The sequence below is a fragment of the Streptomyces sp. NBC_00273 genome (assembly GCF_036178145.1).
GTDB lineage: Bacteria > Actinomycetota > Actinomycetes > Streptomycetales > Streptomycetaceae > Streptomyces.
In genome coordinates this window covers 10,211,181-10,224,792 of record NZ_CP108067.1, presented here as the reverse complement: position 1 = coordinate 10,224,792, position 13,612 = coordinate 10,211,181, and the positions used below count along the sequence as shown (strand labels likewise).

12 protein-coding genes and 1 pseudogene are annotated in these 13,612 nt (G+C 67.6%); 7 read left to right on the top strand and 6 right to left on the bottom strand.

Annotated elements, in window-relative coordinates; translation table 11 throughout:
• Positions 1-95: 95 nt before the first annotated feature.
• A pseudogene (locus tag OG386_RS46380) lies at positions 96-676 on the bottom strand (IS5 family transposase); the annotation flags it as partial.
• A gap of 235 nt (positions 677-911) precedes the next feature.
• Between OG386_RS46380 and OG386_RS46375 the strand changes: the two are divergent.
• The 7 genes from OG386_RS46375 to OG386_RS46345 all read left to right on the top strand — a co-directional run bounded on the left by OG386_RS46375 (position 912) and on the right by OG386_RS46345 (position 7,318).
• Positions 912-1,040 carry a hypothetical protein gene (locus tag OG386_RS46375; protein WP_328786182.1) on the top strand — a complete coding sequence of 43 codons (129 nt, stop codon included), beginning with the start codon at positions 912-914 and terminating at the stop codon, positions 1,038-1,040.
• A 50-nt stretch (positions 1,041-1,090) separates the two neighbouring features.
• Complete coding sequence (locus OG386_RS46370) at positions 1,091-1,810, top strand: 2OG-Fe(II) oxygenase (protein ID WP_328786183.1); 720 nt, start codon at positions 1,091-1,093, stop codon at positions 1,808-1,810.
• On the top strand, positions 1,807-3,024 hold the full coding sequence (locus OG386_RS46365; protein WP_328786184.1) for a cytochrome P450: 1,218 nt from the start codon (positions 1,807-1,809) through the stop codon (positions 3,022-3,024). The genes OG386_RS46370 and OG386_RS46365 overlap by 4 nt, the downstream gene beginning before the upstream one ends.
• A complete protein-coding gene (locus tag OG386_RS46360) occupies positions 3,021-4,397 on the top strand; it encodes an aldo/keto reductase (protein ID WP_328786185.1) in 1,377 nt (458 codons plus the stop codon). The genes OG386_RS46365 and OG386_RS46360 overlap by 4 nt, the downstream gene beginning before the upstream one ends.
• Entirely contained in the window at positions 4,394-4,984 is a 591-nt protein-coding gene (locus OG386_RS46355; RefSeq protein ID WP_328786186.1) for an NADPH-dependent F420 reductase, read from the top strand. Before OG386_RS46360 ends, OG386_RS46355 begins: the two co-directional genes overlap by 4 nt.
• A complete protein-coding gene (locus tag OG386_RS46350; protein ID WP_328786187.1) occupies positions 4,981-5,808 on the top strand; it encodes an SAM-dependent methyltransferase in 828 nt (275 codons plus the stop codon). Before OG386_RS46355 ends, OG386_RS46350 begins: the two co-directional genes overlap by 4 nt.
• 256 nt (positions 5,809-6,064) lie before the next feature.
• Entirely contained in the window at positions 6,065-7,318 is a 1,254-nt protein-coding gene (locus OG386_RS46345) for an MFS transporter (RefSeq protein WP_328786188.1), read from the top strand.
• A gap of 424 nt (positions 7,319-7,742) precedes the next feature.
• Here OG386_RS46345 and OG386_RS46340 read toward each other — a convergent pair whose 3' ends face one another.
• The 5 genes from OG386_RS46340 to OG386_RS46320 all read right to left on the bottom strand — a co-directional run bounded on the left by OG386_RS46340 (position 7,743) and on the right by OG386_RS46320 (position 13,601).
• Complete coding sequence (locus tag OG386_RS46340) at positions 7,743-8,708, bottom strand: LuxR C-terminal-related transcriptional regulator (RefSeq protein WP_328786189.1); 966 nt, start codon at positions 8,706-8,708, stop codon at positions 7,743-7,745.
• Between the two features lie 717 nt (positions 8,709-9,425).
• On the bottom strand, positions 9,426-9,659 hold the full coding sequence (locus tag OG386_RS46335) for a hypothetical protein (RefSeq protein WP_328786190.1): 234 nt from the start codon (positions 9,657-9,659) through the stop codon (positions 9,426-9,428).
• Between the two features lie 112 nt (positions 9,660-9,771).
• Positions 9,772-9,954 carry a hypothetical protein gene (locus OG386_RS46330; protein ID WP_328786191.1) on the bottom strand — a complete coding sequence of 61 codons (183 nt, stop codon included), beginning with the start codon at positions 9,952-9,954 and terminating at the stop codon, positions 9,772-9,774.
• A 1,140-nt stretch (positions 9,955-11,094) separates the two neighbouring features.
• Positions 11,095-12,459 carry an MFS transporter gene (locus OG386_RS46325; protein ID WP_328786192.1) on the bottom strand — a complete coding sequence of 455 codons (1,365 nt, stop codon included), beginning with the start codon at positions 12,457-12,459 and terminating at the stop codon, positions 11,095-11,097.
• Positions 12,456-13,601 (bottom strand): hypothetical protein, encoded by a 1,146-nt coding sequence (locus OG386_RS46320; RefSeq protein ID WP_328786193.1) that lies wholly within the window; start codon positions 13,599-13,601, stop codon positions 12,456-12,458. Before OG386_RS46320 ends, OG386_RS46325 begins: the two co-directional genes overlap by 4 nt.
• Positions 13,602-13,612 lie beyond the last annotated feature (11 nt).

The following is a 13,612-nucleotide window of genomic DNA, read 5'->3' as shown; positions in this document are numbered from 1 at the left end:
ATCCGGAGCGGATCAGGTTCTCCCGCCGGCGCCACCAGTACGCCCCCGTCCCTGGTGAGTCGGGAGCGGATCGACGCGGATGCTTAGACCGTGTCCTACATGGTGAGGTTGAGGAAGCGTTTGTAGCAGCAGATGGCTGCGGCCAGGCCGAGGAAGGCCAGGTAGTTGCGGGGATGGCGTTCGTAGCGGTGGTTGAGCCGGCGGTAGCCGGTCAGCCAGGACATCGTCCGCTCGATCACCCACCGCCGACGCCCTAATCGTTCGCTCGACTCGATGCCCTTGCGGGCGATGCGGACGCCGATCCGTTTGCCGCGGAGCCATCTCCGCAGTTCAGGTATGTCGTATGCCTTGTCGGCATGGAGGCGCTGGGGCTTGAAGTGGCGGCCGCGGTGGGGGTCATGTCTCGTTTGGTGACCGAGCACCATGGGCTTCAGCGCCTGGCTGTCGTGGGCGTTGGCGGCCGAGACGCCGACGACCAGGGGCAGTCCGGCCGCGTCCGACAGGACGTGCATCTTGGAGCCCGGCTTGCCCCGGTCCACGGGACTCGGGCCTGTGAGTTCGCCCCCTTTTTGGCCCGTACGTGGGCGGAGTCGAGGACGGCTCGGGACAGGTCGAGCAGACCGGCGTCGTCGAGCCGGTACATGATCTCTTCGTGCAGCTGGCCCCAGACTCCGGCGGTGAGGTCGACGGTCATGGGGCGACGCTGGCTGTGGCTCGGCGTGGCTGGGGACAGGGTGTACGTCCGATGGGTAGTGCCGTCCTGGTCACCCGTTGCTTTGTGGCAGTGAGTTGCCTGGCACGTTGACGCCTTCGATACCCCGTGACATCGGCATCGCCATCGAAGATTCTTATTCCTGAGAGGGCGCCACCAAAACGGCGCACTGCCACAACTACGGGAAGAGGTGTCACGGATGAACGAGAACGTGATTGTCGAGAACGAGATGGGGACCATCGAGATCTCCGACGAGCAGATCGAGGCCCTGCTTTGGCCGCGCTGCCTGTCGGCGATCCCGGCGGACGTCCTCTCTCGGATTTCCTAGCCTCATGATATGACGCTTGAAGGCGTCCTGAATCGGAAGGATTCTTCCTGATGCGCGTCACATACAGTGACAACACCTGTTTGGTGGTGGATGACTTTCTTGATCAGGACGCCTTTCGGCGTTTGAGCAAGAGCGTTCAGTACATTGATTACTCCTCTATCCATGGCACTGGATGGAACAAGCCGTATGGCCCGCCGGGACTCCCGATTATTCAAAGTGCGGGGGTGCTGCGCGGCGAGAAGGAGTCGACGCCTGCGGGCCTGGGGCTCATTGGCTCGTTCGTCGAGAACCTGCGCAGCGCGCAAGCGCCTCTGAGTAAGGGGCCGGGCGCTGACGTGGTGGGGAGCCGCATCCTGACGGGGAAGGTGGTGGCCATGGGGGCTGGTGCCGGCCTGTTCTGGCATGCAGACACCGATCAGGTGAGCGGTGCGTACATCTACTACCTGCATCCGCGCTGGGACTCGTCCTGGGGTGGCGAGCTCATGGTCATGGATGGCGACTCCCAGCTCGGCGTCGCAGCCCAGACCCAAGCCGCGGTCGACGACGGCGGCCAGCCGGACTACGAGGCCGTCGGTGCCGTGATCGGGCCGGACTTTCGCACCGATCCGGCCGAGGAGCGTCGCATGCAAATAGGTGCTGGCCGCTTCTACGCCGCACGCCCCAACCGTCTGGTAATCATCAACGGTCAGGCGGAGCACCGCGTCAATCCGGTTCTCCCCGCAGCCGGGGATAATTTTCGCTGCAGCCTCGTCGGATTTGCAATCAAGTGAACCAAACGACACTCGTCACGCGGCATGACCGTCTGCCGGTTTTCGACCTCACCGAGGATCCTGGTGATGTGTTCGCGGAAACTGCCTATCAAGCTCTCGCGTCCGCGCCGCCCATCGCGCGTACTTCGCGGGGAGAGTTCTTGGTGACCGGGCATCCCGAGGCAGTTCGGATTCTCCGTGACCCTCACGCCGAGCCGCGGTTCGACTATCCGACCACCGGAAGTCGGTGGAACCAGCTCGCAGAACGGTTCTTCGTCTTCCTCGACGGCCCTACTCATCGGCGCCTGCGGTCCGCGTTCGATGTGGAGTTCACGCGTCGGGCGATCGAGAAGGCGCCGCTGCAGACGATCAGTGAGTTTCGAGCCGCAGCGTTCATGGCACAGCTCGGCCGGCAGGGGACGGCTGACGCCATCACGGATTTCGCCGTGCCGTGCACGGTGGAGATTCTCTGCCGTGTTCTTGGCGTCGAGGACGCGGCGGTCCCGGGTGTGGTGGACCTGGCTGCCCGTGTTCGCTCGACTGGAGACCAGGACGGTGGCTTCCTCGATCGAGTGGCTTCCGAGCTGGAATCGGTGGCCGATCTCCTTGTGGAGGCAGGCCGAATCAATCATCGGATGTTGACACGTATCGAGGAGGCGTGCGGAAACGATCGCGCGCTCGTGCGTGCGACTGTTTCTCTGTTGCTTCTGGCAGGGTTCGAGACCAGCGCCAACCTGTTCGCGAACATCGTGTTCGCGCTCCTGTGGGACCCGCGCCGCGTGCGGACGCTCGTCAGAGCGGGGCCGGAGGTCCTGCATACGGCTGTCGAGGAGTTGCTGCGCCTGTACTCCCCCGCCCATGTGGTGGCACGCACGGCGCGCCAGCCCATCGAGGTCAATGGCACTGTGCTGCCGGAGGGAGCGCGCATCGCTGTGTTCCTGCGGCTGTGCAACACGGACGGTCGTGTCTTTCCCAACCCTCACCTGATGGACCTGCAAAGAGCCCCGAATCCTCACCTGAGCTTTTCCCACGGCCGCCACTACTGCCTTGGGGCGACGTTGGCGCGCATCGAGATGGCGGAGATGCTCCGGGCCCTCATGCCGTTTCTGGCCGGACTGGACCTCGCTGGATCCGCCCCTGCGTGGACCGAACAGGCCCTGGGGCGCTCGCTCGTCACCCTCCCTGTCCGGCTGAGGACGCCGGACACCGACGCATCGTTAGGAGATGGGCCGTGAACGTCGCTACGCACGTCACCATCGGCAACTTGCGGTCGGTGTATCGCGTCGGGCTGGGCGGCAACAAGCTCTGTGGCCCCGACGTCTGGGGTCCCCCGCGTGATGTCGACGGCGCGGTCGCCATGGTGCGTGTGGCCTGCGACAGCGGGATCGAGCTCATCGACACTGCGGGCTCCTACGGTCCCGGTTGGTCCGAGGAGATCATCGGCCGGGCATTGGACGGTTGGGCCGACCCGCCGCTCGTGGCGACGAAGGTGGGGAAGCACCGCGGGGCCGACCGCGGCTGGGTTCTCGACGCCACGCCGTCCAGACTCGTCGGGGAGGTCCATGCGTCGCTCGCCCGCCTGAAGCGGGAGCGTCTCGACCTTGTGCAACTCCACGGTGTCGATCCCCGGGTGCCGCTCGACGAATCGCTCGGCGCTCTGTGGGACCTGCGTGCCAAGGGCTCCATCGGTGAGGTCGGCGTCTGCAACGTATCGGCCGGGCAGCTGACGCATGCATTGGGCACCGGGCCCGTGGCGTCGGTGCAGAACCGGTTGTCCCCGCAACAGGTGGACTCGTCCACTCTTGCGGTACTGGACACGGCCGCTGCCGCCGGAGTCGTCTTCCTGGGGCACCAGCCGTTCGACCACGGGCGTGTCTTCTTGTCGGACGTCTTGGGGCACGTACCCCACCGATTGGGGCGTAGCGCCCCTGGACAATTGCTTTTGAGGCTGCTTCTGCAGCTCGGGCCCCATGTCGTCCCCCTACCCGGTTCGGGCGACGTGGCGCATGTCCGGGCCAATCTCGGTGCGCTGCGTCTCGCGCTGGCCGAGCCCGAACTGATGGGCATCCTCCATGAGTTGCCGGACTCGGTGGTGTTCCGGGAGCGGATCGGGGGAGGTCGCGGTATAACCGATCCCCTACCGCCTCGGTTGGGCGCGGTCCCGCGCACGACCCTCGAGGTGCCGCAACAGCAGATATCCCAGAACGGGGATCCTCGGGCCCGCGACGAACTCATCCGGCGCACGGAACAGCTGCCGGGGGTCCGTGTCCAGCGCACACTTCTGGCGATCCCCGGCAGCGTCGCCTTCCATGTGACCGGCGATCCCGGGCAGCACGGGCTCATGGCAGGGACGGAGTTCTTGCACTTCCACCCTCCCCACGATGGCTCCCTCCATGCTGTCTTCAGCCCCGAGGACCATGCCGAACTGCTCGCCAAGGGGTGGGCTCTGCCCCATCTCCTCGCCCGGCACGTCGTCCACGAACGGTCGCTCCTGATCTGGGCGCCCCGGGATGCGGCCGAGCTGGAGGTCTGCTGGCACATCGTCCAACGCGCTCATCGGTACGCCATGTCGGTCACGCGCCGGCAGGAAGCAGGGGCACTGCCATGAATGTCGGCATCATAGGAGCCGGCCCCTTCGGGTTGGCCCTGGCGGCCCGCTCGGCACGACACGGGATCAAGGTGCGGGCAACGACTCGGGACCTGGAAGGCGCGGCAGCACGCGCCCACGTCCATCCCGAGTTGGCCGGGTGCTCCTCGTTCCTCACCAGCATGGCCGAGCTGTTGGCGACGAGCGATCTGCTGGTACTGGCAGTTCCCCACCCCGTGGCAGTGCGTCTCAGCCGGCGCTTCCCCGCTTTCGCCGCAGGACGGACGATCGTCGATGCGACCAACCCCTGGAGCCCGGCGCCAAGCGCCCCCTTCACGGCGGGGGCCGGCTGCCTCGACATAGCCCGTGCCCTGCCCTACGCCCGGGTCGTCAAGGCGTTCAACACGGTGAGCGTCGCGAGCCTGCGGTCCGACACGGTCAGCACCGTTCCCTATGCCACGGACGAGGCCTCAGCCGCCCGGGCCGTCGAGGATCTGGCGCGCCGCCTTGCACTGCGTCCGGTGCCCGTGGGGCCGCTCGTTCATGCCACCCACCTCGAAAGCTCGGCCTTCATCCGTCACTTGATCTCACAGGAGTCACCGTCATGACCTCAACAGCGCCCGGGCGGCCGACCGACTGCACCCGCCGGATCATCGTGGTGGGGACCGGAATGCTGCCTCCCCGAGACCTCACCGCCGCAGGAGCGGAGGCTATTCGTTCGGCCGATGCCGTCGTGTACTCGGCCACCTGGCCGGGCATCAAGCAGTGGCTGTCGAACGTGGGCGGACGACAGATCATTGACATCTCCCACCTCTACCAGCTCAACGAAGTCGACATGGACAACTACGACGCCATCCTTCGCGCCCTGCTCGACCTGGCTCGTGAGCACCGGAGCGTTGCCTACCTCGTGCCGGGCACCCCGCACCTCGGTGTGTCGAACACCAGCACCCTCGTGCAGATCGCGCGCGACACCGACGGCTTGGAGGTCGAGGTGATCCCCGGTGTCTCCAGCTTCGACACCATCGCCACGGACCTCGATGTCGACTACCTGTCCCGCGGCACGACCGTCATCGATTCCAACCGTCTTCTGATGTACCGGGTCAAGCTCGACCCGACTTTGGGCGTCCTGATCTACCACCCCGCCTCGGTCGGCAACGCCCGCGTCGACTACGAGACGCCGTGGAGCTCGAACAACCTGGTACTGCTGCAGGACTACCTGCTGAACGCCTTCGACGCACAGCACCCCTACTACGCCGTGCTCTCCGCCTCTGCCCCCGGGCGCCACGCGGAGGTCACGCGGGGAGAGCTGGGCCGGCTGGCCGCTGATGCTCGGGTCTTCCAGTACGGTTCCTCGCTGTACCTTCCCCCGTCCACGGACTTCGACTTGGATGAGGAGTTCGTCCGTCGCCTCGCGCAGACCATGGCCGCCTAGTTACGGACCGGTCCTTCCCGCCCGTCCTGCGGCCACGACCCCATCGCCGGGACGCAGCTGTGCGATCACTTTCGTGGACCTGTGGCCACCGCCGTTGCGCAACCAGCAGTAGCCGTTCCGGGTCCCTGCGCCTCCCGGAACGGTCGTGCCGCAACGAAAGCCTTAGGCCAGCAGGCACCTGACGCTTTCGGTGGTCCCGAAGAGCCGCGTGTAGCGTCACGGCACGACCGTACAAGTTCGTCATGGGAGAACGACGATGTCAGACTCGACACACGATCAAGCAGCCTGGCGCGGGTTCCGGCGATTATGGGCATCCACGGCCACGTCGAACCTCGCCGACGGGATGCTGCTGTCCGCCACGCCACTGGTCGCCCTGACCATCACCCGCGACCCCCTGGCCATCACCACGATCACCGCCATGCAGTACCTGCCGTGGCTGCTGCTCTCGGTACCGCTGGGAACTCTGGCGGACCGTGTTGACCGCGTGCTCCTGCTCCGCATGGCGAGCACCGCCCGGGCCCTGGGCGTCGGCTTCCTGGCCGTGGCCCTGGCCACCGGGCACGTGCACATCCTCCTGCTGTACGCCTTGTCGTTCCTGTTCGGCCTGGCCGAAACCCTGTATGACAACACCTCCTCGGCGCTGGTGCCCACCCTCGTCGAGGACCATCAGCTCGAACGGGCCAACGGCAGGCTCCAGGCGACCTACACTGTCGCCAACAACTTCGTCGGTCCCCCGCTGGGCGGCAGTCTCTTCGCGCTCGCAGTCGCCGCTCCCTTCGCCCTGGGCGCGGCTGGGTATGCCGTGGCCGCAGTGCTGTTGACCGTGCTTCCCCTCACGCGCAGCAAGCGGGCGCACGGCAGGGCCACGACCACCTTCGCGGAAGACCTCAAAGCGGGAGTGCGTGGCTTCACCGGCTCGCCCCTACTCGTTGCCCTGTGTGTGCTGTTCGGCGTGGGGAACCTGGCAAGCTCGGCCACCTACAGCCTCATCTCCCTGGCCGTGGTCGAACGTCTCGACGCGAGCCCTTCCGTCTTCGGTTTCGTCCTCGCCGGCGGTGCGGTCGGAGCCTTCCTCGGCGGCGTGTACGGCGACCGCATCGGCAAACTCACGCGCCCCGGTACGACCCTGCTCTGGACCACCGTCGTGTCCGGCGTGGCGACCGTCGCCCTGGGGCTGGCCGACCATGTCGTCGTCCTCAGCGCCCTGATGGCGCTGGACGGATTCGTCGTGGTGACCCAATCGGTCATCGCCGTGAGCCTGCGGGCCCGGCTCATTCCGGACCACTTGCTCGGTCGAGTCATTGCCGTCTTCCGTACGCTGTCGACCGGCGCATCCGCCCTGGGAGCGGTCCTGGGCGGTCTCTTGGCCCGCGCACTCGGCTTGTCCTGGCCCTTCATCATCGCCGGCGCCGTCGTCGTCGCTCTCGGGCCGGTCCTTTTCCACTGGCTCAGCAACGATCGCATCGCAGCAGCCCTCCCCATCAAGCAAACGGTTGAGGAGAAGGTCTGATGTTCGAGGGTGCACCACCACGCACGCGCCCTCAGCAGCCACCGTGCCGCAGCGTTCACGCGCGGGGTCACTCGTACGTCGTCCGCCCCTCATACGCCTCCGCCGTCACGATTGGCTACCGCTGCGCCCAGTGACGCTTCACGTGCTGCTGGGCCTGCACCACCGCGTGTGGCGGAGCGCAGGCGGTGTCGGGAGCCGCCGACGGGACGTAGGGCAGCCGTGCGGCCGGGCCGCTGACGGGGTCTATCCGCACCGGCGTCCGCCACCACAGCTCGCACCTCAGGCACGATCCGATGGCCCCCGCTCCCACGCTGGTACACGGGACTTCAGGGGTGGGTGCCTGCCGCGGCGCCATGGGGCGCAACCCAGCCGGCGTCGCGCCATGCGCGGCCGCTGGCCCCCAGCAGCTGTTCGGATCAGGGGCTCAGATCCAGCCTCGTTTCGTGGCCTGGGCCCCGGCCTGGAACCGGCTCGTGGCCTCAAGGCGTTCCATCAACGAGGCCATCATGCGCCGGATCGTGCGCAGCGACACCGCCAGGCTGCGCGCCGCCACCTCATCCGTGTCGCCAGCGGCGATGATCTCCAGCAGCTGACGTTCCATCGGGGTGAGGCCGTGGTCGTCCTCCTGTGCCGACTCGCCAAACGGAGCAGCGACGTTCCAGAGCTGATCGAAGAGGGCCTGGGCAAGTGCCACCACACCGGGACTGCGGACTTCAAGGGCCCCGTCTCGGGGCTGCTGCGGGTTCAGAGGGAGTACCACGGCTTTCCGATCGATCACGACCATCTGCAGCGGCACGATCGGTACGGTACGCATCCGCCCACCATGATGCGTGAGCCAGTGCACATAGGCGAGTGTGCCGCTGTCGTTGCGGAAGCTATCCCGGCATATTGCTCTGATAGCAACACCTCGACGCAATGCCTCCTCGTTGAGAGGCGTCGCTGCAGCCCTGGCGTCCGGTCGATGGGCGCCCCCCGGATTGAGCGAAAGGCACTCGAACTGTGCTGAACGCTGCAGTTCCTCTAAACGGGCTCGAACGGCATCGATTCCCTGCAGGACGACGGCTCCCTCTCCGCTCTGCTCCATCTGGTGATCCGCTGCAATGACGGCTATGGCGGCACGCGCCGTCTCCACCTGTGCCTGCCGCATGGCCACGTCCGCTTCCATCGAAGCGAGGAGGGAAGCCAGTCCGACGCTCGGGCTCACCGGGCGCACGCCCCCCGCCACATCATCCGACGGGCGCAGCAACGCCAGTTGCCCCAACTCGTCCAAGGCTGCCCGAAGGTCTGCCTCGCGCAGGCCCGTTTCCGCCGCCAGTCCAGCCACTCTGTGCTTCGGATGACGGAGCATCGACAGGTAGACGGTCTCTGCCGTTTTCGACAGCCCCAGCAAGTGAAGCAACGTGCCCCCAAAGAGGTGATCAACAAACCTGCCCGATGAGGATCACTTGTAAGTGAAGGAGTCTTCAAGAGCAGATGGAGCCAGGCACCAGCCTGGCCTTAACACCTTGTTTCGGGTCTGGCACGAGTTCCGTGGTGGGGACACGTAGCGGCCGATGGGCTGCTTCTTCCACTGGTCCAGGGTTCCGGTGCCGGACGAGCCACGGTGTCGGCGTTTCGGTGTCCTGCCGGGCAGTAGGTCCGGCACGGAGTGCGTCTCGGCGTCGATCACCACCGTTCCGTAGGCATGGCTCCTGCGCAGAGCGAAGTCGTCAACGCCCACCGCCCGCGGCTGGACGGCCGGCGGGTCGGGCTGGTTTCTCTTCTCGGCGTAGTGGTGTCGTGCGGGCCGTGATCCTCGTCTGCCGTGCGAGCCGGGCCCCGGTGGGCCGGCAAGGGTGGCCCGATCGCACCCAGTAGCGAGCGGAGCCGCTCGGTCGCCCGGCCATGACGATGAGTCAGGCCCTCCGGGACCTGCTCAGAGGATCTCCGCCTCTGGCACGAGGCATCAGCGCAGAGGAATCGTCGGACGCTCGGCTCGTCCTGGCCGCATGGGGGTACTGGCCCGGACTGATGCACCACGCGCCCAGCCTCAATGGTTGGCTCGCGTCTCACGCCGGATCCTCGACAGTGTCTATGGCGACCCAGCCGGGGCGGCTCACGCCTCCCGTCATGCCTCGTTGTGCGACGCCGCCGCCCGGATCTCCCCCGCGCTCACCTTCCCGGCCTTGGGGAGGTCGGGGATCTCCTGGTGGGGGTCGGGGATCTCGTCCGACCAGTGCAGCGTGTGCACCGCCAGGAGCTCTTTGTCCACCTTCAGGGCGAGGAGGTACTCGCGGCCGCGCATGACGAAGGTGGCGATCCCGGCCAAGGGCAGGGCCCGCCAGGCCGAGGAAGACTTCAAGGACGCCTTCCGCCATTGACCGAACACGGTATGCGGCCGTCGCGTCGGCGGGCCCCGACCTCCTCACCCCGGGTCGGGGCCCGGCCACGTTCCGCGCCGCAGCAGCTCGGGTTCAGCCCAGACGGGAACTGAGGCGCAAGCGCATCTCCCCCGCAGCACGACGGACCTCCTCGGACTGCGCGTCGTCGTCGAGCATCCCGAGGAGAATCATCAAAGCCCTCGCCTCGTCCCCGCTGATCAGCTTCAGGCGCGGCTCGGTGACTCCGTCGAGGAGCACGTCCAGCATCTCGTCCATGCCCGGCACAACGCGGTGCCGGCCGGGGCGTCACGAGTGGGCACAGTCTCGGCCTCTGGTTCCGCATCGCGGCCGCACTCCGATCGCCGCCCCGTCAACTCAGGTGCCCCTTCCTCGCGTTCACCCGCGGACACGGAGTTCACAGGGGGTATGACGTCCGCCACATGGGCTTAGGCAAGCTTCACAGGGGTCGACGGCGACTCACCGCCTATCCGAGACCCACCCGCCGCCCGCAACCTTAGAAGAGAAGGGCAATGTCAACCCTTGACGGGTGGCGGCTCTCTGTCATCGTCTCCATCGCGTGAAGGAAACGACACGTCCGATCCTACTGCGGCCGCGCCGCAGACCTCGGCGTCCCCTACCTCCGGCCAGCGGTACCGGCGGCGGGTGAAGGCGTTGGTCTGGCGTGCAGCGCTCAGTGCTGCCGGCATGGTTGGTGGGCGTGGTCGTCGTGACCGCGCTCGCGAACAGGTTCGCCCCCCTCTTCTGAACCGCTTGACCTGCGGGAACGGGGCGCAGGGGTCCGTTCCTGATGGTCGTGAACCGGGCGGTCGGACGGGGTCGGGGTTGCCTGCGCGGGCGGAATCGGTGACCGGTCCGCGGCGGGGGTGGTGGCCGGTGGGCCAGATGTCGGGGTCGGCGGGGGCCGATGCGGGTGAGGATGTCGCCGACGGTCTCGGCGTCGAGTCCGCCCTGCAGGAGGGTTTCCCATCGGTCGTGCAGGCGCCGGTACGGGAACCCGTCCGGGTCGTCGTCGAGCCGGGCGTCCTCTTTCCAGCGGCGCCACGCGCGGACCGGGCAGAAGTGCGCGCGGGAGCCGAACGGGACCTCGGCCATGCGCGGGGGGCCTTCGAGACCCGCACGTCCACGATGAGTCCCCGGTCTTCGGGGTCCTCGGCGACGTCGCGTCCCCGGTCAGCGGCCGCCCGTTTCGCGTCGTTTATCGCGTTGGATCAGGGGAGCTCATCCGACGCGATCCACAACCTGGCGGGCCGGCGCCGCGGCTCGCCCCCGACTGGGCCGGATAGTGGTTGCCCGGGGGCCACCCAGCCCGGCATGCATGCCAGGACTGGGACGCCGTCGCCGACCTCGGCGCGGTGCTCAACCGTGGCCGACGAAGCGGCTCACCGGCGTAGACCTTTACGGGGCGGGGGCGGGGTGCAGGGGGGTCGAGCCGAGGTTCTGCTGGTCCTGGGTGCCGAAGGTGGACCAGAAGGCTGCGGTGAGCAGGAGGAGCGTGCCGAAGGCGAGGTAGACGGGCCTGCCTCCGAAGCGGTCGAAGAGGAAGCCGGTGGCGAGGATCGCCCCGGCACTGACGACGCGGATGACGGCGTCGAGGAGCCCGTGCCAGGTGCCGAGCAAGGCGGCGGGGGCGCGAAGCTGAACGAGGAGTCCGGCCGACCTGAGGTACACGGTGAAGCCGAGACCGAAGAGGACGAGGGCGCCCGCGAGGATCCACTGTGTCCCGCCGAGTAGTGCCGCCGTCAGGGTGCCGGCGCCCGCGAGGGCGGTAGCCCAGCGGAGGCTGGAGTAGATGCCTTCCGGGCCGGCCTTCGCGACGACGAGGCCACCGATGATGGCTCCGATGGTGGAGAACGCCAGGAAGGAGCCGGCGCGGGCCGGCGACATGTCGAAGGTCTCCCTCATGAGGGACAGCAGGGAAAGGATGACCGTCGAGAGGGCGAGCACGGTCAGGGCGTGGAAGGTGAGGAAGCGGCGCCAGGCCGGGCTGGTGGCAAGGGTTCGCGCCACCGCGCGGCGGGACGGGAGGGGGGCGGGGGCGGGTTCCTCTTCGGGCGCAGCGCTGGCGGTCTTCACGCTGGTCGCGGCGTCAGACCCCTGCGCGTGGACGGACTTCGGGTGCGCGGATCCTGGCTGTCGGGCCACGACGGTGATGAAGGTAGCGAAGACGGCTAGGGCGATGACCTGGAGGCCAGCGGCGACGAGGAGGGCCTGGGACCCGGGGAGCAGGGCGATGACCAGGCCCGCCACGACCGGGGAGAGTAGTTCGGCGGACGAGCGGATGGTTGCGCCGATGCCCTGCACCCGGACGAGGGTATTGGCGTCGAGGATCCGCGGCATGAGCACGAACAGGGCCATTTCCCCGATGTGGTGGACCATGTCCACCGTGGCCGCCGCGACGACGATCGCCCACAGGTGGGAGGAGAGGAACGTGGAGCCGATGCCGATGAGGACGAACACGCCGATCTTGACGAGGTAGGCCACGACCAGGACGGTCTTCGGGTTACCTCGGTCTAGCAGGGGGCCGGCCGCGATAGAGGCGATGACCTCCACGCCGTAGCCCACGCAGTACACCAGGCCGACCGTGCTGACCAGGCCGGAGAGGTCCAGGGCCAGGTTGGCGAACGCGATGTCGTAGATGCCCTCGCTCATGGAACGGGAGGTGACGAGCACCGCGAAGACCACGAGTAGCAGCGTCAGCCAGCGTGACGCGGTGGGGAGCACGGCGCGGCCGGTCTTCGGCTCTTGCTGGGTCGTCGTCACTGGTAGGCCAGCTCTCGGACGACGTTGCCCGCGAGAGCGGCACCCGGCGCGTCAAAGGTCGGCAGTAATCCGTCGGCGTGGACCGGGACGAAGAGCTCGGGCAGGCGCGCGCCGCGGGAGTCGTGGACCTCGTACTCCACCCGGTAGTGGAGCGTCCCCCTGCCTCGGGCCCGCATGAGCACACCCGGTTCGATGGTCAGGACGGCCCGCGAGTCCTGCGGGAAGGGGAGGATCTGGCTGGCCCCGAAGGTGGGAGAGTCCGCGCGGCGGTCGACGAGTTGGAGGTCCATCTCGGGATTGTCGTACAGCAAGGGGGATAGCTTCAGAGTGAGATGGGGATGGGAGCTGAAATACTGCGGCCAGGATGCCGGAATGTCGTAAACCATGGTGTCGGCCAGCCCGTTCTCGACGTTGGAGCCGATGCCGTACGAGTCATCACGGATCGACTGGTATGAGCCGATCCCGGTGGTGACGGTGGCGAGTTCCGACGCGGGCAGAACGGGTTGCTGCCCTGTGAGGTCCCGGTCGATGAAGTAGCGGTGGAGCTCGCCGCCGATCTCGGCGGAGGCGACGACGCCCTGCTCGGTCGCGCCGCCGAGCCAGCTGCGGGACACCACTTTGGAGATCAGGAACTGGGCCGCCGTCGGCAGCTCGACGGTGTTGGCGACGGTCCGGGGGCGCGCGCGGTCCATGTCGGCGACGGAGTAGGTGGCGTTGTCGTCGAGCGGGGACCACTTTGAGGCGGGGTCCTGTGGCGCGTGGAGGGAGTAGTCGTTGCGGGTGGTTACGGTGCCGAGCTGCTCGAACCAGTGCGCGTAGCCCGGCGGGATGGCCAGTACGCACGATCCGTCGGCCGGGACATCGATCTTCAGCTTCCGGTCGTACTCCGGTGAGTCCGCCCGGCAGTCGTACATGTGGACGGTGACGGGTCCGGCGCCCGCCGGGCCGTAGAAGGAGAGCCGGTCGTACTGGCCGAGGTGCACCGCGTACTCCTCGTACGCAAAGTGCGGGCTGTGCACCATGTAGTGGTACGGCCGGTCGTTGCGGGAGGACCGGATGTGCCGCGCTCCCGGGAGGCCGGAGTCCGCACCCATCGTGCGAGTCTTGGTCATGATCAGGTGCGGCTTGGGGAAGGCGGACATGGACGTTCCTC